The organism is Pelagibius sp. Alg239-R121 (assembly GCF_947331435.1).
In the GTDB taxonomy this organism is placed as follows: domain Bacteria; phylum Pseudomonadota; class Alphaproteobacteria; order Kiloniellales; family Kiloniellaceae; genus Denitrobaculum.
Map to the genome: position 1 here is coordinate 239,201 of NZ_CAMZOF010000011.1, position 19,495 is coordinate 258,695.

The window sequence follows — 19,495 nt, forward strand, 5'->3', positions numbered from 1 at the left end:
CTATGCGAAAATGTATAGGCCTGAACAAAAATGAAGATTTCCTTCGAACCGGCCTGACTTAAATCGAGTCCGGATGGAGGGAAATCAGGATTGAGACAAGCAGTCCCGTCCCGATATTTCTCCCAATCTGCACGGTGTAAACAGCGGCGTTGACGCAGATAAGCACGGATTGGGTTCCGGTCGCTCTAGGTATGGAGAATAAGATGTTCCGGAAATTCATTCTTGCGTCGGCCTGTCTGGCCGTCCTGTTTCTTGGCGCCGCCACGGATACCGGCGCGACACCGCTAAACGCCACAGAGCGCGGCACCTATCGCGACAACGGCCTGTTCGGTACAGCCGGGTCCGGGACATCGGTCGGCAACTACATAACCGGTGGTCTCGCGAATGGTGCCGAGTTCCGCAGCTTCTTCAATTTCGATTTGAGCGGCGTCACGGGCACGGTCACCGAGGCGGTTCTGACACTATCGCTGAACCGCACCGTTGCTTTGAGTCCCGACCCCAGCGAAAGCATCGCATTCTTCGACGTCACGGAAAGTCTTCCGGACCTGATCGACGGCAGCGGCGGCAGGGCAGCCTTCGACGATCTTGGAAGCGGCAGGCGGTACGGCTTCGGCACGCTGTCGACGGATTTGACCAGCGGCGTGCTCTCCGTCGCCTTAAATGCGCTTGCCTTGCTTGACCTCAACGCAGCCATCGGCGGCGACTTTGCACTGGGCGGTGCGCTGACGAGCCTCTCAGGCGAGACGGAATTGCTCTTTGGATTCTCCAATTTGGGACAGCAACAGCCAACACAACTCAATCTGACGACGGTTGCGCAGGCTCCAAATCCTGTCGCCATCCCAGAACCAGGCAGCTTCACCCTCATTAGCCTCGGGCTGTTTGCGCTTGCGATGGGACGCTGGAAGTTTCGCATAGGCCAACGCACCGCATGCAACGGGCAATCGTGACATCATCGCTCCAGCAGGATAGTCGGCCCGTCGTGATAGCGCGTACGTGCGTATTCGCGATAGCCGCATTTCTCCGCAACACGTAAAGAGGCCAGATTGTCCGGGTCCACCAGACAAACCGTCCGGCAGCCCTGCCCAAGATTTGCCTCCACCCAACCAAGGGCAGCCAGCACGGCTTCGGTTGCATAGCCCCTGCCATGGGACCAGGTTGCAAGCACCCAGCCCATTTCCGGTATCCCCTCAATGGAGGGTTCGATATCACGCTTGAAATCTCCAAGGCCGACCTGACCTGCAAGTCGGCCGGAGGCTTTCTCCTCCAGCGCCCAGTAACCATATCCCATCATAGACCAATGACCGCCATGCCGCAGAAAACGGCCCCAGGACTCTTCGCGGGAAAAGACCCTGCCGCTGATGTGGCGGGTCACGTCCGGATCGGCCCAGATCGCAGCATGTTCATTGAAATCCTGGAAACGAAACCCACGCAACAACAGACGTTCGGTCTCGACGACAGGGACATCGATGCTCAAGATCGGCTTTGGATTCAAGGCGGTTTCCATCTTCCTAAAGACAACGCAGGTCAGACTGCTGCTTTAAGCAGTTGACCGCGATTCCTGCAAACGGTCGAGCAGCTGATAGTAACTATAGGTCGCCTGTGCCGCGATCGCCCCGACGATCCGGCCGCCGGTCCATTGCAGACCGTAGCGTGCAAACAGGCGGTAACGGTCGTCGCCTTCCGCAATAGCAGAGGCGATCAGCTCCCCGCCCATGGTGGTCGCCGCCATGCCGTGTCCGCCATAACCCATACAGTACCAGACACCGGGCGCCTGCTGTCCGAGCTGCGGCATTTTGTGGACGGGATAGCCCATCAGCCCCATCCAGGCATCTTCGGCCTGGACGCCGGTCAATTGGGGAAACACAGACACCAGGTCCGCGATCATCTGCTTTGCCAGATGCCGCGGTGCGCGTGTGCGTGCCGTGATGTCACCGCCCCAAAGGATTCGGCCGCCACTCACCGTGCGGAAATAATTCCCGGCCAGCCGGGTATCGGAGATGGCATAGGGCACCCGGATCGCCCGCTTGATGTCTTCGCCGAGCGGTTCGGTGGTGACGACATAGGTCGCTACGGGAAGTGTGGCACCCGCCAGTGCCGGCTGTAATCCATCGATGTAACCGCCGCAGGCAATGACGACCTGTTTGGCCCTGATCGACCCGGAGACCGTCTGAACCGATTTTTCAGGGCTCTCCAGGTCGAGCCAGACCGCCGGCGTATCCTCGTAGATTTCCACGCCCCTGCTTTCCGCCGCCGCGGCGACGCCCAGCGCATAGTTCAGCGGATGAAAATGAAAGCCGGAAGCGTTGTAGAGTGCATGGTGATATCTCTCGGTCAGGAGAACTTCCCGCAGGCGCTCACGTGACCAGAGTTCGGACTCGACTCCAAAGACCTCGGACATAAAATCGCGGTCACGGGCCAAGTATTCAGGATCGTGATAGCGCAAAACCTTCATACGGCCGTCAATCACGGGAACCCCGGGTAAGTCGAACGCAGCAATGCGATCGCGGATGAGGCCGACCGCATCGCGGCTCAAATCGTAGACTTCGCGCGCCTGCTGTCTGCCCAGGTCCTTCACGATCTGCCGGGACGAAAGTGAAAAGCCTGCAGAAACGAATCCGCCGTTGCGTCCCGAAGCCCCCCATCCGACCCGGCGGGCCTCGATCAGAATGACCTTCACGCCCCGCTGCGCAAGGCCGAGTGCGGTCGACAGGCCCGCAAGTCCACCGCCCACAACGCAGACTTCCGTTTCCCGTGATTGCGTCAGGGCAGGACGCGGACTATGCGCCGCAACAGTGCGTGCGTAGTAGCTGTCGACATATCGCGACGCTGTGCTGGATGAGGATGACACTGGGGATCCGGCTTCGTTTATATAGTTTTTTGGGGTTTCAGCGGAGGTAGATTACTGGGGCTTTTGCGCAATGAAGGCACATTCCTCAGGGTTGATGGCAAATCGACGATAATCCTCGAGAGCATCGAGTTCCATCACATCAACCTGGAAACCCGCACTTTCGAGGCGCCGGACATAGTCCTGTTTCTCATATATCCGGACATGATCCGACTGGCCGTAGCGGGCGATCCGCTCCGCGTTTGTGATGACCGAGAAATCTTCTTCTGTCGTCTCTATCGCTTCTGAATAGGGCACCTGCAACAGGGCTTTTCCGCCAGGCTTCAATACCCGCTTGATCTCCGACATGGCCAGATCATCGGTCGGAATATGCTCCAGGACGTGATTGCAGATGACGAAATCAAAGACCTCGTCGCCGAAATCGAGCTTGGTCAAGTCTTGCTTTATAATGTTCGGTACCCCCGGCCGATCTTCCGGAAAGAGGTCGCAGGCAACAAGACGCCCAGTGATGATCTCGATCAGATATTCGTGGAGTTTCGGTTCCGGTCCGACATGCAGAACGTGATGCTGCGGCAGCACCCCCATCCGTTCATCCAGCATCAGGCGCGCAAGCCGCTCACGGTCCATCGAGCCGCACACAGGGCAAACCACATTGTCGCGCAGACCGCCGGCGACGATCTGTTTTTCTCTGATGACCGGATAACTCATGCCCGACGGCATAAAACGCGCGTGGCTGTGGTCACAATAGACACAAACGTAGGTATCGCCTTGGTTTTGTGCCGAGAAGCGACTGGCTTTAATATCTCGGCGTCGCTGATCGATCGCGTCCTGCACGCGAGGCGGAAGTTCGGCAGCCAGAAATGCCTTCAGTCCTTGGACCAGTATCATCCGCCACTCCTGTTTAGACTTTGCCTGCTTCGGCAAAATCTCTCCGGCCCCAAAACAGACCTATCGCCTTAATGTTAAGCTATAAATAAAGCCGGCATTGAAAATTCCTTGCCTGCAGAATCGAACTTATCCCGCCCCGCGGGGATACGGAACATAAAAATAGCTGGGGCGGCCCGCAGCCGCCCCTTTCCCCGCATTACCGCCGCGTGATTTCCCGCCGCTAGATCCGAAGTGCCTGCGCGAAATCTTCTTTCAGATCTTCGACATCCTCCAGCCCGACCGAGAGCCGGATCAGGCCGTCAGTGATTCCCACTGCGGCGCGCTCTTCTTCTGAAAACCGCTGGTGCGTCGTCGTTGCCGGATGGGTCGCCAGGCTTTTCGCATCTCCTAGATTATTGGAAATGTCGACATTTCGCAGGGCATCCAGAACGGCGAACGCCTGTTCTTTTCCGCCGTCGACTTCGACGGCGATCAAGGTACCGCCCTTCGCCATTTGCTGCATCGCCAGCGCATGTTGTGGATGGCTTTCCAGGCCTGGGTAGATCACCCTTCGGATGCCAGACAGGCCTTCTATGAAAGTCGCCAGCTCAAGCGCGTTTGAACAGTGCCGTTCGACCCGAAGATCCAGAGTTTCCAGCCCCTTAAGCATAACCCAGGAATTGAAAGGGCTGGCAGCCGGTCCGGTGTGGCGGAGAAAGTTGGTCAGATGATCGTCGGCGAACTGTTGCGAACAGAGAATTGCGCCGCCGAGACATCGACCCTGCCCGTCGACATGCTTGGTGGTGGAATAGACGACAATATCAGCACCCAGTTCCATTGGCCGCTGCAGCACCGGCGTGGCAAAGACGTTATCAACCACGACCAGAGCGCCGGCGGCATGCGCCATCTCGGAAACCGCGCGCAGGTCGACGACTTCCATGGTCGGATTTGACGGTGTTTCCAGAAACACACAGTTCGCACCGCGCGAAAGCGCAGCTTCCCAGGCGTCAAGATCCTTACCATCGACGAACTCGCTCTCGACCCCAAAGCGGGGCAAAATTTCGCCGACGATATATTGGCAGGAACTGAACAACGCGCGGGAGGACACGATGCGGTCACCTGCTTTAAGCTGGCTCATGAGCGCAGCATTGACCGCCGACATGCCGCTGGCCGTGGCCCTGCAGACTTCTGCGCCGGCGCCTTCGAGCAAACGCAGGCGTTCCTCAAACATGCCCACCGTTGGGTTAGCGTAGCGCGAATAGACGAAACGTTCGATATCGCCGCTAAAGGCGGCCGCCGCTTCCGCTGCTGAACTATAGACATACCCCGATGTGAGATAGATAGCTTCGCTGGTCTCATCGAAGGGGCTACGGGCCAGACCGCCGCGCACGAGCTCGGTTTGAGGTCGTCTCACCACCTTTTCGTCTAACATTCTTATGCCTTGTCCTATCTCGGAACCCACGTCCGCGGCGAGTGAATTTTGGCGAAGCATCACTGCTTCATGGCAAACTCACCTCAGCCATGGCCCAATAAAAAAAACCGGCTGCAAGTCGCAACCGGTTTGGATTCCCAACACGGCCCTTTTAGCGACTTTTTTAACGTGGCTGCAAGCCGGCCGGCCCAAATCACCACGACGAGTTTGGTAGCACGCCGAACCAAGACGGGCAATGGAAAATGATTGCGGCCCGAAATCGTCACAAATCCGACTGGGGTCTCATCAGAATCACCTCGAAGTCGGCGCTTAGTTGATGCACTCGAACATGAGAACCGCCTGGTAATCATACGAAGCAGGAATTGGAACGCTCTGTTTACCGAGTCACTGGAAACAATCTGGCGTTAGGACTGCTCCCAAGGCAATCCCGCTGCCTTCCAGCCGTCAGTGGTGCCGCGATGACGCTGGTCGTCGTGCGGGCCTTCGAAACCGCCCAGCACGTTGTAGCAATTCTGGTATCCCGCTGCGGTCATGGCTGCTGCAGAGGACATGGAACGGACCCCGGAACGGCAGAGCATCAGGATTTTGTCATCGGGCTCGACCCCATGCTGCGCGACATCCTGCGCAAACGACCCATTGACCTGCATGCTCGGAAAGACGTTCCAGCAGACACGCACGAGGTTTTTTCCGATGCCTGTCAAAGCTGGGACGCCAACGAACGCCCATTCCGGTTCGGTGCGAACATCCACCAGCACCGTCCTCGCATCACTCTGCAACAGATCCCACGCCTGCTGAACCGTGACGTCACCTGCATACTGGCCGTTCATAGCGTTGTCTCCTGTCCCACAAGCACGTTACCCAGCCGGTCCCTTGACGGACGGCGATCCTACACGCTGCCTATAACCGCAGGTAATCATGCAGATGTACCCCACACGTGCAAGAGGGAAGGACGCGGGAAAGCCTGTAAAAAAAACACCTGGAGACCCGCGTTTCAAATCCCGTGTTTTAATAAAATGTAAATTATTGAAGCTCAATCATACTGCGGCATTGAGCCCGTTTCAGGGCTCCGGAACTAACAATCTTCGGGTAATTCTGCTCATGAGCGATATCAATGAACTCCGCCTTCGCGTCGAAGCCGCAGAAGAACAATTTGGTTTGGTCGATGACCGTCAGAAAAAATACGGTGCGCGCCTCCTCAGTCTGATGAACGCGGTCGAGGGCGGCCTGAGCCGTAAGCAGACGGCACTCGAACAGTGCATGGCTGATCTGGAACAAGCCGAAGCTGAAAACGAACAGCTGCGCGGTATGCTGCATTCACTGCTGTTGGCAATCGAATCCAACAGCGAAGACCGCCTCGACACGACCATGCACAGCCTTGATTCCATGGTCACGGCCTTGACCGCGGGCGGATCTGCAGCGGAAGCCGATACAACCGAAGACACCGGTGAAGCAACAGGGACCGAAGCTGTCCTGGTCGAGGATGCCGCCGAAGACGCGACAGATGAATCAGCCGGTGAAGTAGTTGACGATGATGTAGTAGCCGGCGAACCCGAGACTCCTGAGCTCGAAGCCCCTGAGCCCGAGGCTGCTGAGCTCGAGGTTGCTGAAACCGAAGCGGCTGATCTCGCGACTGAAGTTACTGAACCCGAGGTCGCCGAAGAAGATGACATCGTAGAAATTGATGAAGCGCCAGCCGCCGAGGAAGTCGCAGAGACAGAGGACGTCCCGGAGACAGAGGACATCCCGGAGACAGAGGACATCCCGGAGACCGACGAAGTAGATATGGAAGTTGAAGATCTGGAAACCGCAGATCTGGAAACTGCAGAGTTAGGCGAAGACGATACAGCGGAGAGTGCCGCTGCGGCTGACGCAGGCGCTGAAACTGCCGACATGGACATCGCTGCCGAAGCCGCCGTTCAGGAAGAGCCCGAAGCCGAACTGGCTGACGATTCGGGAGAGATCGAAGCTGAGGAAACTGAGGTGGCAGAAGCGGATGCAGAAGCCGTAACGGAGAAGCTAGAGATTGAAGCGGCGGAAGCCGAGGTAGCGGAAATTGAGGTCGCCGAAACTGAAGTCGCCGGTTCTGAGGTCGCCGAAACTGAAGTCGAAGAGACCGAGGCTCTAGAACCTGATACGGCAGAAGCCGCGGAGCCCGAGGCCGCAACCGAATCCGAGGCCGCCGAAGATGCCCCGGTATCCCGCTCCCCAGTCGGTGACATCATCGAGCGCATCAGCCAGAAGACCAAAGATTTCCCCAGCGAGGAAGTCGTGATGGCGAGTCTGGCGGAAATCGAAGCTGGTGTTATCGCAGCCGAGGAAGATCTGGAAGCAGCAGCTGAAGAATCTGAGGCGACTGCAGAAGAAAAGCCGAAGACCGCAGCCGCATCCTAACGTGAGATCGTTCTTGACCATAACGGTCAAGAACGTGATTCACACTCCAGCCTAAGCGCAATTCACAGACAATATTGATCCCGCCGGCGACCGAGACAGCGCCGGCGGGATTTTTACTGTGTGCGCGAAACCACAATATCTAGCAATTCTCGAGAGACATCACACAAGACTTGACAGGCGATGCAAGAAATGTCGCAGTGTTTTCATTGGTGCAACAGAGAAAGGAGGTGATCAGATGTCTAACCTTATGGTGAGGCCTAGTGCCGTGGAGACTTCGATCACATCCCTCGGGGTAAAGAACTGAAGTCACTGGTACCGGGTTAGCCGAATGGCAGATTGACGGTTCGCGATAAAGCCGCAATCTCACCTAACGGTACACAACTGACCGCCGATTCCGACCGGGCCAGGCCCGGCAAGGATCGGCGGTCTTTCTGTTTCAATTCGCTTTTTCAGAAAATTCGAAACTTTCGCCGCGGCACAATTGGCCCGCGGCGCTTTGTCCTTGGACCGCTTAGGTCGAAAAGGATAGACTGCGCCACCTCTTCGTTCTGGTGTCCCATGGATCGTCGCCGCATCTTTGCTTGGGTAACGCTGTTCTGCTTTGCAGTTGCCGCTGCGCTGCCGAGTTTTGCAGCCATGCTGCCTAAAGAAGACGGATCGATCTCGATCGTCATCTGTTCAGCCGATGGTTTCAAGACCATTGAAATCGAACAGGCTAGCGAAAACCCGAAGACGGAAACGCATCCGCGATGCGATGTTTGCCATATCCATTGCGGCATGGGCATCGGCGTTCAATTGGCCGGCTGGGCCTTTCCGCAAGCCGGGCTGGATGAGCAACAGCTTATTCCACAGACTTTTACGCGTCCCCTGGCGGTCGCGCTCGGTCCTAAGCTCCCAAGAGGGCCTCCTCTCCAAGATAGAAAACCTTACGAGCGGGCCTGAGCACGCATCAAAGCAAATTATCGTGCAGAGTCTACGCCTCATCCTTCGTGCGGACGGCTAGGTTCGACCCAGGCCAGAGGAAGCCGATAACCTCCGGTCTTCGCCATTCATCGAGCGAAAATGGCCGCGTTCAAAAGCTTTGCAAGCCAAACCCCGAAACAAGACTTCTATGACGAAACATCGCGACCAACCTCGATCAGGTCCCGTCGCACCAGGAGATTAGAGATGCTGAAACGAAAATCCTTCGCCGCCGCCCTGATAGCTGTAACCTTTGCCCTGGGCGCCGTCAGCGCAATCACCGGGACAAGCCCGGTCACCAGCCTTCAGGCCCACGAGTTCAAAAAGGGCTCGTTGATGATCGACCACCCCTTTGCACGCGCCAGCATTCCGCAGCGTCCGGGTGCGGCCTACGCCAAGATCATGAATATGGGTAGCGAAGACGACAGGCTGGTCGCTGCCAGCTCGCCGGCAGCCGAACGAGTAGAGCTGCACACGCATCTGATGGAGAACGGTGTTGCCAAGATGCGCCCGATCGAGGCAATCGACATACCGGCCGGCGGTGGAGCCGAGCTCAAGCCGGGCGGCCATCACATCATGATGTTCAAGCTCGCGGCGCCCTTGAAGGAAGGCGACAAGTTCCCGATGACGCTGACATTCGAAAAAGCCGGTGAGGTCGAGGTCACCGTGACGGTGGAAGCTATGGGTTCAAGCGGCGGCATGAAACATGGCACCGAAATGAAACACGGCACCGAAATGAAACATGACGAGGGCATGAAGCACGGCGAAGACATGAAGAAGAAGTCCAACTGAACTGAAATTTTCAGCTGACCAAAAGAAAGGGCGGCTCACAGGAACCGCCCTTTTTCTATGGCTTGCAGCCGGAAAAATTCCCGGCAGTGTGATCAGACGCTGAACAGCATGCCTTCGATATTTTCGATAAGGAACGCGGCACCGACACCGGCAACCACCGCACCGGCGAGGCGTGGCTGAATGGCGAGCGCGTTTTCAGCCTTCCAGACTTTACGGGCCAGAGCCCCGGCACCAACGGCAATAGCGTATTGGATCACGGCAAAGCCGATCAAATAGGCCGTCAGCGGCGTCGTCTCGGCACCGATGATGCTCTGACCGTAAGCCCAGCCGTGGAACAGGCCGGCGGCCGCAAAGGCCCCCATATAGACCGTGGCGTTGATGGACTTGCCCGACAGAACCATCGCGCCCAGCACCACGATCGAACCGGCAATGACGATCTCTGCGATCGGTAATGTCACGCCGGTCAAAAGTGCGGCACAGCCAAGCAGCGTTGCAACGACGAATGCCAGAGGCGTCAAGAAGCGGTTCGGTGTGAAGGCCGAAGCCAAACCCACCGCAATGATAAAGGCCAGATGGTCGACTCCGATGACCGGATGACCAAAGCCGGATAACAGGCCCTGCGTGAAGGTCTCCGGCAGACCACCGTCCATGACATGATGAGCCAGCGCCGGTGTTGAAGCCGCAGTCAGAGCTCCGGACAGCGCAAATCCCTTGATAAATCTCTTCATAATTCTCTCCCTTCCGTCTCACCCGACGGCATAAAGTGTTGGCCTCTCAGATGGCAGGTCTCCTGGCTTGCGGATCTTCGGTCCAGCTCCGGCCTTCCCGGGATGAAAACACACATCCCAGTGGCGCCAGTGGAGCTCCCTAGCCGCTCACAGTTGCGGGGGCAGCCACGGTCTTGGTCCCTGATGGGTACGCCGCACCGTGTTCCCTTTTCATCCGTCATCGCGTTCGCTTTGACGAAACCATCTGGGCGCAAGCTAAACGCGGTTTTTCTCGCCGTAAAGCGTAACTTCCCGCCGGCCTTGTGGAAGATCTGATCAAAGATTCGGGAGTTCGAAGAGCGGTAGAACCACCGCGTGCTTAATCGAGTCCGTAAACCCGCAGCAGAAAGCCATAAACCAACGCCACTTCCTTCAAACGGTCGAAACGCCCGGAAGCACCGGCGTGCCCGGCATCCATATTGGTGCGCAGAAGCAGCAAGTTCGAATCGGTCTTGAGTTCCCGCAATCGGGCCACCCACTTCGCAGGCTCCCAATAGGTCACCCGGGGGTCCGTCAGCCCCGCCGTCGCCAGAACATGCGGATAAGCCTGAGCCGTCACATTGTCGTAGGGTGAATAGGAAGCGATATAGTCATAAGCTTCGCCATCCGCGATCGGATTGCCCCATTCCGGCCATTCCGGCGGGGTCAGGGGCAGCGTGTCGTCGCACATGGTGTTGAGCACGTCGACAAAAGGCACCTCGCCCACCACCGCCTTCAGCAGGTCGGGCCGCATATTGGCCACCGCACCAACCAGCATACCGCCGGCGCTGCCGCCATGGATGGCAATCTGTCCCTTGCTGGTATAACCGGCCGCGATCAGGCCTTCGGCGGCGGCCACGAAATCCAGGAAAGTGTTCTTCTTGGTCATCAGCTTGCCGGCGCTGTACCAGTGGTAGCCTTTGTCCATGCCGCCCCGGATATGGGCGATGGCGTAGACGAAGCCCCGATCGACAAGGCTCAGGCGGTTGGTGGAAAAGCTCGCCGGCATGGAGTGACCGTAGGACCCGTAGCCGTACAGCAGCAGCGGCGCCGAACCGTCGAGCTTTAGGTCCTTGCGGTACAGCAGGGAAACGGGAACCGCGGTGCCGTCATGACTGGCCACGGTAATCCGTGCCGTCAGGTAATCCTCGGGCTTGTGACCACTTGGGATTTCCTGCTCTTTGCGCAGGATACGCTTCCGCGTTGCCATGTCATAATCGTAAACCCGCAGCGGCGTCGTCATGGAGCTGTAGGTGAAACGCAGGAGCGCTGTCTCGAAGAGATAACCCGGCAACACGCCGAGATCGTAAGCCTCCTCATCGAAGGCGATGGCGTGGTCTTCCGACGTCTTCAGATCCGTGATCATGATCCGCGGCAGGCCCTCGACGGTCTCCAGGCGCACCATGTGGTTCGCAAACAGCCGGATATGCTTGATCAGGCGTCCGGGCTCGTGCGCAATCAGGTCCTGCCAGGATGCCGGTGCAGTCTCGCTTATGGGACACGTGACCACCTTGAAGTCTTCGGCGCCGTCGATATTGGTCAGGATGTAGAAGCGGTCACCGTGGTCCGCAACATCATACTCCACGTCACTTTGGCGCGGCGCAATCACCTGTGGTAACGCGTCGGGCGCATCCGCCGGAATGACCCGGATCTCGGACGTAGTATGGTCATGACTAGAGATGGCGACAAAGCGTCCGCTCTCGGTCTTGCCGACGCCGACAAAGAAGCCTGGATCCTCCTCGCTGTAGACCAGGGCATCCTTCTTTGGGTCGTCGCCGAGGCGATGGCGCCGGACTTCGCAGGGACGGTGATTGTCGTCCAAAATCGTATAGAAGATCGTCGAGCTATCTGCCGACCAGGCCAGATCGCCCTGAGCACTGCCGATTTCGTCCGTCAGCAGTTCACCGCTCTCCAGGTCTTTAATGCGGATCGTCGTGTATTCGGACCCGCTAAGGTCTACCGCATAGGCCAGCAGACGATGGTCCGGACTGTGGCGGCACGCGGCGATACGGAAAAAACTCGTACCCTCGGATAGCAGGTTCCCGTTCAGAACCACCTGCTCTTCCGCCTTACTGGCGCCGTCGTTGGCACGCCGGCAAAAGACCGGGTGTTGCCCGCCTTCTTCGTATCGATGGTAATATTCGAAAGGGCCATCCGGCGAAGGTACACTGGAATCGTCTTCCTTTATCCGCCCCTTCATCTCCTCGAACAGCGCCGCCATCAGATCCTTCTGGGGTGCGAGAACCGCGTTGGTGTACGTGTTGTTTGCTTCCAGGTAACTGCGGATCTCCGGGTTCAGCACCTCAGGCGTACGCATGACTTTCTGCCAATCCGGGTCCTTCATCCAGGCATAGTCGTCCTTTCGCACCCGGTCGTGAAGGTGATGCGTCTGAGGGTGTTTTGGGGCTTCGGGCGGCATCTGCATGACCGGTGTCCTTGGGCTGTCTTGTTGCGACGGCACGAGTTTCGTGAACCGAGATAAGCAAATGTCCCCGATCCTTACGAAGGTCAACCGCAAATCCATCCCTTCGTCCCGCCTACCAGGGTACAGGCATCTATGGTTCCTACGTCACCAATCATTTAACCACATTGTTAATTACAACATCGAAATTCCCAGCCCAGTTGGACGTTTATCCGTTTATTTAACCCGTAATTAACCTTTTCATTAAATATCTGTTAACGCTTGGCTGCACAGGAAATCTCTACCAATTCAATCGAACCGGACAGGCCGGTCGGGCAAGTGGGCTGGGTGGGTGAACCAGACTTGAGCAGAGGGCAGTCGTGCCAGAGCGCAGGTTACGGCCGAGGCTGGCGATGGCAGTTGACAAGACTCGTCATAGATATATTGTAAACCATATGGTTAAATATTCGATCAACAGTCTCGACGCAGTTTTCTCGGCGCTGGGTGACGGCACGCGCCGCGCGATCCTGGCCAGACTGGCCGAAGGCGAGACCCGGGTCACCGATCTCGCGGCGCCATACGAGATGTCACTGCCGGCCGTCTCCAAGCATCTGCGCGTCCTTGAAGCCGCCGGCCTGGTGACGAAGCGAAAGCAGGGCCGGGTAATCTACTGCAGTCTCCAGCCACAGCCGCTCATGGGGGCTGCCGATTGGATCGCTTTTTACCGCAGCTTCTGGGAACGGAAATTCGACGCCCTGGCCAGCTATCTCGACAAGACCGCCGACACCTCCCCAAAACCCGCGAACGCGGACGACCAAGGAAAGGAGCAAAACGATGGGTGAACATCACGACAAGCGTTTTCCCGGCGAAAGTGACGACTACCGCGCAGCGCGCGACAGCCTTTTAACAGCCGAACTGAACTTGCGCCGACAAATCGAAGAGGTTGCCGCGCAACGGCGTGCGCTACCACCCGGCGGCCCTCTGAAAGAAGACTATGCCTTCACGGAAGCTTCAGGCTCGGATGCCGCCAAGCAAACCCGCTTCAGCGAGCTCTTCGAAAACGGTAAAGACAGCCTCTTTGTCTACAGCTTCATGTTCGCAGGCAATGACGAGAACCCTTGCCCCGCCTGCACCTCCTTGCTGGACGGTCTTAACGGCAGCGCCCCGCACATCCGCGCCCGCATCAGTTTTGCGGTTGTCGGCAAGGCGCCCTTGCCCCGGCTCCTCGACTGGGCCGAAGGGCGTGGTTGGAACAACCTCCGCCTGCTGTCGTCGGAAGGCAACAGCTACAACGCCGACTACTTTGGAGAAACCCCGGATGGCGGCCAGATCCCTGCCATAAACATCTTCCGCAAGACATCGGACGGCATCCTTCACGCCTACAACAGCGAGCTGCTTTACGCCCCCTGGGAAGAAGGCCAGCACGGACGCCACGCCGATATGCTCTGGCCACTGTGGAATGCCTTCGATTTGACCCCGGACGGAAGGGGCACCGACTGGTTTCCCCGCTTCTCCTATAATTGATCGGCGAATCATCACGTAAGGGACAATCCCGAGTTAAAAGCACCCCGGATTCGGTGTATAGTTTGCACCAAGATCGATCAGACCTCACCGGATCCGGGAGAGCTTTACGTGGGCGATATCGTCAATCTGCGCCAGGAACGCAAACGCCGGAAGCGCCGCACCAAGGAAACGGAGGCGAGCGAGAACCGAATCAGGTTCGGGCTGACCAAAGCAGAGAAGAAAAAGAACGATCAGGAGCGCGATCGCGCGATCCATCATCTGGACGCCCACAGGAAGGATGATCCTGAGGGTTAGGCATCAACATACCGGCTGGTCAACTTCTCATCCTGACCAATGTTTCAGACATTTCTATGAAGCGACAAATTGTTAGTAAAAGTCAGGCGAACTCGCGTTTATCATAGACTCTATAAAGCGTCGATCTCGTAGTAGATTCCGTTGGTTTCCAATCGAAACTCAACTGCTTCCCGCGCGATCATATTGGTCTCGCTATCCACGACGTCGAAAACGACTGTGTAGGTCTCGCGCTCACGGAACCTGTACTCATAGCTTGGGCCAAACCTCAAAGCGTTTACAGGAAGACCGTTGGGGTAATCGAACGCAACACCGATTGATTTGCTGGTGTGGTCACCTGCTTGCAAAGAAAAAGGAACTTCAGCAGCCTCGCTGAAAACACCTACCTTCATCGTCGGAAGATGCGTACCCGTATCAACGTCGAACTTCAGGTTATAAGAGCCCCGTTTCAACAAATAGCTGACTGGCATATCGCCGTGGAAAAAGAGATTTCCCACGTCTGATTTTCCGTATTCGAGGATTTCGATGCCCTCAACATCTTCGATCGAAATATAGCGGTACTTAAAGAAAGCTGGCGCGCATCCGGACAACAGCAACCCGATGAAGGTAAAAACCACGACATAGGTAATGCGCATAAATAGCCTGACGATTGCTGGAGATGGGCTCGCGTACACTAACCAGTTTGGTCAAAACTACAACCTGCCGACCATAGCGCCTGTAATCGCCATAGGAGCCAAGCAGGCACGAAAAATCAGGAAGATTTTGACTTCTGCACGCATCCAAGATCCTACATCGAATCACAAGAATCGAAGAAAAACGCTTCTTAGGCCCGCGGAACTGAGCCACTGTAGCCGGCACCACGGGGGAAACGCAGCTGACGGCCTGATATGACCGGACATTCAAACCACAACGGAATTATGGTGTTACTGGCCGGCATGATGCTGTCTCTGGTGCTCGGGTCGCTTCATGCCTTTTCTGTCTTTCTCGAATCTCTGGAAGCGCGTTTCGGTGCTGCCCGGTCAGACGTCAGCCTGACCTATTCGCTGGCATTGGCCTGTCTGACGGTTGGTGTTTTGTTCGGACATCTCGTTTACGCCCGAATCCGGCCGGCGTTCCTGCTGGTTTTACTCTGTCTTGTCGCTGCGGCGGGGAGCACCCTGGCGGCGGGTGCGGATAGCCTGGCAGAGCTCTGGCTGGGTTACAGCCTGCTGTTCGGGGGGGCAAACGGCCTCGGGTACGGCTTTGCACTGCAGATTTCGGCCCAGGCCAATTCAAAACGCAAGGGTCTGGCTATGGGCCTCGTCACAGCGGCCTATGCGTTAGGTGCAGTGATTGCGCCGGTCCCCTTCGAATTTCTGCTGCAGCGCTCCGGATTTGCGGCTGCCATGATGGGCCTGGCGGTCGTCCTCGTGGCCATCGCACCGATAGCGGCAGGGCTTCTTGCGAAGGCTGGTGCGGAACTGAAGGTCTCACAACCGGCAGAAAACAAGGGCGCCCCACCGCAACGGATGCTCATCGTCAAGATGTGGCTCGGTTACGGCACAGCTGCGGCGGCCGGTCTGATGGCGATCGGCCATGCAACAGGCATAGCGCGGGCGGGCGGCTTGTCCGACTGGCAAGTCCTGATGGCACCCATCGTGATCGCCCTGCTCAATATGCTCGGCAGTCTTTTAGGTGGAAGGCTCGCCGACCAGGCCGGTGTCAGGCTGATGCTCATGGTCTTCCCGGCGCTTTCAGCCGCCGTGCTCATCACGCTCGCACTCTTCCCGGACGGTATCTTCGTATTGTTGGGGCTCGCCGCCATCGGCTTCACTTATGGCGCTGTCATCACGGTCTACCCGGCGGCCGTCGCAACTCTGTTCGGGGCCGATGCCGCAGTCCGGATCTACGGGCGCATCTTTACGGCCTGGGGTGCAGCCGGACTGCTGGCACCCTGGTTCGCCGGCTATCTCTACGAAGCTTTCGGAGATTACCGGATTGCCCTGGCAGTCGCGGGCGGTGCAGGATTGACGTCTCTTCTCACCGCCGGGTCACTGCGCTTGGACACGACTGAGACCCGGCAGGAAAAGGCGACTCAGTCCGGCGTCTGAAGGTACCGCAACAATCACAAACCCCCAGACGCAGTTCGGCCCGCGACAAGCGCGGGCCGATTTCACTTCAGGTACCGGATGCAACAGGATCCTGGAGGGTAATCCCGTTTAGTCCTCGGATACGCGGCTGGCGAGCTGCGTGCCCTTCACTTTCTTGGTCGGCTTCTTATAGCTGTAGAAGATATGCCGGCCAATCTGTGGCCCCTTGTTGAAGGCATTGCGCCACCGCGGTTTTACGTAGTCTGCATGATAGAAGAGTGCGCCACCGGTCATGTCGATCGACAGACCCCAGTAGACGAAGGCTGCAAGACGCTCGGCGTCCCGCCAGGATTTTGCATTCTTAATATCGTCGCTCAGACCATCGCACCACCACGAGAACTGACACTTATAGCGCCGGTTCTCGCCCCCCTGGCGCACGACCTCGCAGACCGTCGATGGAAAGCGGGAGCTGGCGACACGATTCATCACCACATGCGCTACCGCACGACGACCAGCGGTAGGTTCACTCCGCGCCTCAAAATAGATGTTCTGTGCCATACAGAAGAGCTCGTCTTCGACCTTTGCCTGGGTCGGAGCCCGGGAAGCCTTGACGACCGCCAGATTTACGCCGCGCCCGATATCCGTGACTTTCGGCAACTGAAGTTCCTCGGCGCCGGTCTTCTTGAAGCTTTCGATCGCCTCGGTCACCTCGGCGGCACCGGCAATAGCACCGGCAGCCGTACCATCACTGGCCAGGTGGAGGAGCTTTTCGGTCTCAGGGGGCTGAGAGGCGCTCGAAGGTGCGGAAGCATTCGCGGAAGCGTTCGGAGCCTCAAAAGCCATTACAGCCGGTGCACGATCAGAAGCGGCAGCGCCCATAAAGACAGCACCCGCCAGAAAGCTGGCAGAGATGGCAACCCAAGGGGTCCGCTGGATCCGGCCCAGCAAGTCGGTTTTCTTCGCAAGAACGTTAATCATCGGTCTTCACCACAGTGTTATTTCCGTGACGAGGCCACCGCTAGAACCTCTGCACCGTTACCAATTTCGTTAAGAAACTGACCCCAACCCGATGCGTGGAGAAACCTTTACAAGAGATTAATATCGAATGTCAAAAAGAATTATCTCTAATTTATATCTAATGCTCGACAATTTTGCTCCGTAATACCAAATATATTTACTTTATTACTTATATATTTATCTATTTTATACTGAATAATATAAGTCAATTCTGGTTAACGTATTTCCTTGCCATAAAATCGCCTTAATCATGACCAGGTATAGCGATCGAATTACTACTTCATTTTATATTGTCGAAATTTTATACATGAGATGTAAAAGGTCAGAATGGGTGGCTTTCATGCAAGGCAAATCCTATAGGAATCAATATCCTTACGTGATAACTCCTGAGATGAACTGAGAAGGGCCGCAAGGCATCCGCCGGCACGCACATCGCGCCGTTCAATTTGCGATGCCCAAGCATTCACCAACCATGCTGCCGACACATTCTCGCCAAACTTTTGGTGATAAAGTTTTTGTGTCCCCGTTGTTAACCATTTTCGTTAACCAAAGTGGCGTTAAAGATTAACCTTAACGACTGCCGCGAGGACAGATTTCCATCCCTCTGTTGTTAACCGTTTCACCCGATTCGTGAATGACCGGGAGGTGTCTTCCACACTGTCGGAAGACGGCTTCCTGTATCGGTGGCGCGCAGCTGAAACCAAGACCATACGGAGCCGGGACTTCAAGCGCGCAGCCTGCTTGAGTTGAAACGCCTGCGGTATTTCATAAAAAAACGAGGGGCACCTGGCCCCTCGCTCCATAAAGTCCGACTCGAAGCAAGTCGGTGAATTTCTGCAATTTCTGCTAGAAAAACGCCTGAATTCCGGTTTGCGCGCGCCCAAGGATCAAGGCGTGGATGTCATGCGTGCCCTCATAGGTGTTGACCGCTTCCAAATTCATCACGTGGCGGATCACGTGATATTCGTCGGAAACACCGTTACCGCCGTGCATGTCCCGCGCGGTGCGGGCGATGTCCAGTGCCTTACCGCAGGAATTTCGCTTGGCCAGTGAAATAGCCTCAGGCGCCGCGCGCCCTTCATCGAACAGGCGCCCCACACGCAGACAGGTCTGCAGGCCCAGGGTGATTTCGGTCTGCATATCCGCCAGCTTTTTCTGAATCAACTGGTTCGCCGCCAGCGGCCGGCCGAACTGAGTGCGCTCCAGGGTGTAGTCGCGTGCGGCCTGCCAGCAGAACTCGGCAGCGCCGAGTGCGCCCCAGGAGATCCCATAGCGGGCGCGGTTCAGGCAGCCGAAAGGACCTTTCAGGCCCTGAACGTTCGGCAGCAGATTCTCGTCCGGAACAAAGACGTCGTCCATCACGATCTCGCCGGTGATAGAGGCCCGGAGGGAGAACTTGCCTTCGATCTTCGGTGCGCTGAGGCCTTTCATGCCCTTTTCCAGCACAAAACCGCGAATGGCATTGTCCGGATCCGATTTGGCCCAGACAACAAAGACATCGGCGATTGGCGAGTTCGTGATCCACATCTTGGCGCCCTTGACGATATAACCGCCGTCGACCTTGCGCGCCGTGGTCTTCATACCGCCGGGATCGGAACCATGATCCGGCTCGGTCAGCCCGAAACAGCCGACCATTTCGCCGCTGGCCAGTTTGGGCAGGTATTTATGGCGCTGCTCTTCGTTGCCGTAAGCGTAGATCGGATGCATGACCAGTGAGGACTGCACGGACATGGCCGAGCGGTAACCACTGTCGACCCGCTCCACCTCGCGCGCCACCAGGCCATAGCTGACGTAATTGGCGCCGGCGCAGCCATATTCCTCGGGGATTGTTGAACCGAGCAGACCCAGTTCACCCAATTCGTCCATGATCTCACGATGGAACAGTTCATGCCGGTTAGCTTCCAGCACCCGCGGCATCAGCTTATCCTGGCAATAGGCATGGGCAGCATCGCGGATCATCCGCTCTTCATCGCTGAGCTGATCATCCAGCAGCAAAGGATCGTCCCACTTGAAGTCCGGCTTCGACGACATGGCAATCTCCATTAATTCCGCTATGCGAAATATTTTTCCGCAAATCTTGACGTTATGTTTAAAGCGTGAGACCCTTCGGTTCAATGCTTTTATGGGATTCATTCGTCTTGAGTGTGCCTGCTCTGCTCC

At 57.0% G+C, this 19,495-nt stretch carries 18 protein-coding genes and 2 riboswitches; of the genes, 8 read left to right on the forward strand and 10 right to left on the reverse strand.

Annotated features, from left to right (window positions below; all coding sequences use genetic code 11):
- Positions 1–203: 203 nt before the first annotated feature.
- A complete protein-coding gene (locus QMZ18_RS30670) occupies positions 204–947 on the forward strand; it encodes a hypothetical protein (RefSeq protein ID WP_282610224.1) in 744 nt (247 codons plus the stop codon).
- Between the two features lie 2 nt (positions 948–949).
- On the opposite strand, the gene QMZ18_RS30675 is transcribed toward QMZ18_RS30670, so the two are convergent.
- The 5 genes from QMZ18_RS30675 to QMZ18_RS30695 form a co-directional block, all read right to left on the reverse strand.
- Positions 950–1,492, reverse strand: coding sequence for a GNAT family N-acetyltransferase (locus QMZ18_RS30675; protein WP_322097458.1), 543 nt, complete (start codon positions 1,490–1,492; stop codon positions 950–952).
- A 45-nt stretch (positions 1,493–1,537) separates the two neighbouring features.
- A complete protein-coding gene (locus tag QMZ18_RS30680) occupies positions 1,538–2,848 on the reverse strand; it encodes an FAD-binding oxidoreductase (protein ID WP_282610226.1) in 1,311 nt (436 codons plus the stop codon).
- Between the two features lie 51 nt (positions 2,849–2,899).
- A complete protein-coding gene (locus QMZ18_RS30685) occupies positions 2,900–3,733 on the reverse strand; it encodes a class I SAM-dependent methyltransferase (RefSeq protein WP_282610227.1) in 834 nt (277 codons plus the stop codon).
- Positions 3,734–3,953: 220 nt separating this feature from the next.
- Positions 3,954–5,126: an O-succinylhomoserine sulfhydrylase gene (gene metZ, locus QMZ18_RS30690; protein ID WP_322097460.1), complete on the reverse strand. Its 1,173-nt coding sequence runs from the start codon at positions 5,124–5,126 to the stop codon at positions 3,954–3,956.
- 148 nt (positions 5,127–5,274) lie between these two features.
- Positions 5,275–5,354: riboswitch (SAM riboswitch) on the reverse strand.
- 194 nt (positions 5,355–5,548) lie between these two features.
- Positions 5,549–5,971, reverse strand: coding sequence for a rhodanese-like domain-containing protein (locus tag QMZ18_RS30695; RefSeq protein WP_282610229.1), 423 nt, complete (start codon positions 5,969–5,971; stop codon positions 5,549–5,551).
- Between the two features lie 271 nt (positions 5,972–6,242).
- On the opposite strand from QMZ18_RS30695, the gene QMZ18_RS30700 reads away from it, so the two are divergent.
- The 3 genes from QMZ18_RS30700 to QMZ18_RS30710 all read left to right on the forward strand — a co-directional run bounded on the left by QMZ18_RS30700 (position 6,243) and on the right by QMZ18_RS30710 (position 9,287).
- Positions 6,243–7,535, forward strand: coding sequence for a hypothetical protein (locus QMZ18_RS30700; protein WP_282610230.1), 1,293 nt, complete (start codon positions 6,243–6,245; stop codon positions 7,533–7,535).
- Positions 7,536–8,093: 558 nt separating this feature from the next.
- A complete protein-coding gene (locus QMZ18_RS30705; RefSeq protein WP_282610231.1) occupies positions 8,094–8,477 on the forward strand; it encodes a DUF2946 family protein in 384 nt (127 codons plus the stop codon).
- A 225-nt stretch (positions 8,478–8,702) separates the two neighbouring features.
- Positions 8,703–9,287, forward strand: coding sequence for a copper chaperone PCu(A)C (locus tag QMZ18_RS30710; protein ID WP_282610232.1), 585 nt, complete (start codon positions 8,703–8,705; stop codon positions 9,285–9,287).
- 92 nt (positions 9,288–9,379) lie between these two features.
- Here the strand turns inward: QMZ18_RS30710 and QMZ18_RS30715 are convergent, their stop codons facing one another.
- Both QMZ18_RS30715 and QMZ18_RS30720 read right to left on the reverse strand, forming a co-directional pair.
- Positions 9,380–10,015 carry a HupE/UreJ family protein gene (locus QMZ18_RS30715; protein WP_282610233.1) on the reverse strand — a complete coding sequence of 212 codons (636 nt, stop codon included), beginning with the start codon at positions 10,013–10,015 and terminating at the stop codon, positions 9,380–9,382.
- 34 nt (positions 10,016–10,049) lie between these two features.
- A riboswitch (cobalamin riboswitch) is annotated at positions 10,050–10,275 on the reverse strand.
- Between the two features lie 98 nt (positions 10,276–10,373).
- Entirely contained in the window at positions 10,374–12,458 is a 2,085-nt protein-coding gene (locus tag QMZ18_RS30720) for a S9 family peptidase (RefSeq protein ID WP_282610234.1), read from the reverse strand.
- A gap of 431 nt (positions 12,459–12,889) precedes the next feature.
- Here QMZ18_RS30720 and QMZ18_RS30725 point away from each other — a divergent pair, with 431 nt between their 5' ends.
- The 3 genes from QMZ18_RS30725 to QMZ18_RS30735 all read left to right on the forward strand — a co-directional run bounded on the left by QMZ18_RS30725 (position 12,890) and on the right by QMZ18_RS30735 (position 14,252).
- Complete coding sequence (locus QMZ18_RS30725) at positions 12,890–13,276, forward strand: helix-turn-helix transcriptional regulator (protein WP_282610235.1); 387 nt, start codon at positions 12,890–12,892, stop codon at positions 13,274–13,276.
- Positions 13,269–13,958, forward strand: a complete 690-nt coding sequence (locus QMZ18_RS30730) for a DUF899 family protein (RefSeq protein WP_282610236.1) — start codon at positions 13,269–13,271, stop codon at positions 13,956–13,958. Before QMZ18_RS30725 ends, QMZ18_RS30730 begins: the two co-directional genes overlap by 8 nt.
- A gap of 108 nt (positions 13,959–14,066) precedes the next feature.
- The gene (locus QMZ18_RS30735; protein ID WP_282610237.1) at positions 14,067–14,252 is read left to right on the forward strand and encodes a DUF4169 family protein; all 186 of its coding nucleotides are present in this window, start codon (positions 14,067–14,069) and stop codon (positions 14,250–14,252) included.
- Between the two features lie 110 nt (positions 14,253–14,362).
- On the opposite strand, the gene QMZ18_RS30740 is transcribed toward QMZ18_RS30735, so the two are convergent.
- Positions 14,363–14,884, reverse strand: a complete 522-nt coding sequence (locus tag QMZ18_RS30740) for a hypothetical protein (protein WP_282610238.1) — start codon at positions 14,882–14,884, stop codon at positions 14,363–14,365.
- Between the two features lie 252 nt (positions 14,885–15,136).
- Between QMZ18_RS30740 and QMZ18_RS30745 the strand changes: the two genes are divergently transcribed.
- Complete coding sequence (locus QMZ18_RS30745) at positions 15,137–16,339, forward strand: MFS transporter (RefSeq protein WP_282610239.1); 1,203 nt, start codon at positions 15,137–15,139, stop codon at positions 16,337–16,339.
- A gap of 108 nt (positions 16,340–16,447) precedes the next feature.
- Here QMZ18_RS30745 and QMZ18_RS30750 read toward each other — a convergent pair whose 3' ends face one another.
- Both QMZ18_RS30750 and QMZ18_RS30755 read right to left on the reverse strand, forming a co-directional pair.
- Positions 16,448–17,296: a cell wall hydrolase gene (locus QMZ18_RS30750; protein ID WP_282610240.1), complete on the reverse strand. Its 849-nt coding sequence runs from the start codon at positions 17,294–17,296 to the stop codon at positions 16,448–16,450.
- A gap of 885 nt (positions 17,297–18,181) precedes the next feature.
- Entirely contained in the window at positions 18,182–19,366 is a 1,185-nt protein-coding gene (locus QMZ18_RS30755; RefSeq protein ID WP_282610241.1) for an acyl-CoA dehydrogenase, read from the reverse strand.
- Positions 19,367–19,495 lie beyond the last annotated feature (129 nt).

Excerpts from the sequence above, each read along its gene's own strand:
- QMZ18_RS30670 (WP_282610224.1), top strand. The coding sequence starts at position 204 with ATGTTCCGGAAATTCATTCTTGCGTCGGCCTGTCTGGCCGTCCTGTTT.
- QMZ18_RS30685 (WP_282610227.1), bottom strand. The coding sequence starts at position 3,733 with ATGATACTGGTCCAAGGACTGAAGGCATTTCTGGCTGCCGAACTTCCG.
- QMZ18_RS30695 (WP_282610229.1), bottom strand. The coding sequence starts at position 5,971 with ATGAACGGCCAGTATGCAGGTGACGTCACGGTTCAGCAGGCGTGGGAT.
- QMZ18_RS30700 (WP_282610230.1), top strand. The coding sequence starts at position 6,243 with ATGAGCGATATCAATGAACTCCGCCTTCGCGTCGAAGCCGCAGAAGAA.
- QMZ18_RS30705 (WP_282610231.1), top strand. The coding sequence starts at position 8,094 with ATGGATCGTCGCCGCATCTTTGCTTGGGTAACGCTGTTCTGCTTTGCA.
- QMZ18_RS30710 (WP_282610232.1), top strand. The coding sequence starts at position 8,703 with ATGCTGAAACGAAAATCCTTCGCCGCCGCCCTGATAGCTGTAACCTTT.
- QMZ18_RS30715 (WP_282610233.1), bottom strand. The coding sequence starts at position 10,015 with ATGAAGAGATTTATCAAGGGATTTGCGCTGTCCGGAGCTCTGACTGCG.
- QMZ18_RS30720 (WP_282610234.1), bottom strand. The coding sequence starts at position 12,458 with ATGCAGATGCCGCCCGAAGCCCCAAAACACCCTCAGACGCATCACCTT.
- QMZ18_RS30725 (WP_282610235.1), top strand. The coding sequence starts at position 12,890 with ATGGTTAAATATTCGATCAACAGTCTCGACGCAGTTTTCTCGGCGCTG.
- QMZ18_RS30730 (WP_282610236.1), top strand. The coding sequence starts at position 13,269 with ATGGGTGAACATCACGACAAGCGTTTTCCCGGCGAAAGTGACGACTAC.
- QMZ18_RS30740 (WP_282610238.1), bottom strand. The coding sequence starts at position 14,884 with ATGCGCATTACCTATGTCGTGGTTTTTACCTTCATCGGGTTGCTGTTG.
- QMZ18_RS30745 (WP_282610239.1), top strand. The coding sequence starts at position 15,137 with ATGACCGGACATTCAAACCACAACGGAATTATGGTGTTACTGGCCGGC.
- QMZ18_RS30750 (WP_282610240.1), bottom strand. The coding sequence starts at position 17,296 with ATGATTAACGTTCTTGCGAAGAAAACCGACTTGCTGGGCCGGATCCAG.
- QMZ18_RS30755 (WP_282610241.1), bottom strand. The coding sequence starts at position 19,366 with ATGTCGTCGAAGCCGGACTTCAAGTGGGACGATCCTTTGCTGCTGGAT.